Here is a 526-nt window from a genome sequence, read left to right on the forward strand (position 1 = left end):
GAGATCATCAGCAAATCTGACGAGGGCGCCGAGTTCGGTAAATTTGTTTTCCCAGACCTTATCCAGGTAGTTCAGGTAGATATTTGAAAGTAGCGGACTTATGACTGAGCCTTGTGGGCTTCCGAGATCGGTTTCATAAAACTGATCATCTTTTACGAATCCTGCCTTTAGCCATTTCCAGATGAGTTTGAGTACTCTTCTGTCACTCATTCTTTGCTCCACAAGCTTCATCAGTTTCTCATGCCCAATGTTGTCAAAGTAGCCTTTAATGTCAATGTCTACTACCCAATATACGCCCTTCTTAACCTCACGCCTGATGTGACGAATGGCACCGTGTTGGCTTCGCTTCGGCCGGAATCCATAGGAGCAACCCTTGAAGTCCGCTTCAAAGATGGGCTCAATCACCATTTTTGTTGCCATTTGCACGACCCGATCGATAATGGACGGGATTCCTAAGGGTCGAAGCTTTCCGTCTGGTTTGGGTATCTCTTTCCGTCTGGCGGGTAGCGGATGATACGTGCCCGAA

The 526-nt window shown here is 47.3% G+C and carries 1 protein-coding gene; it reads right to left on the reverse strand.

Features of this window, described 5'->3' with window-relative positions; all coding sequences use genetic code 11:
- Positions 1 to 486, reverse strand: a 486-nt coding sequence (locus IEY34_RS36425) for a reverse transcriptase domain-containing protein (RefSeq protein WP_268240234.1), incomplete at its 3' end; no start/stop codon positions are given.
- Between the last annotated feature and the right edge of the window lie 40 nt (positions 487 to 526).

This window comes from Paenibacillus marchantiophytorum (assembly GCF_014640555.1).
Taxonomy (GTDB): Bacteria; Bacillota; Bacilli; order Paenibacillales; family NBRC-103111; genus Paenibacillus_E; species Paenibacillus_E marchantiophytorum.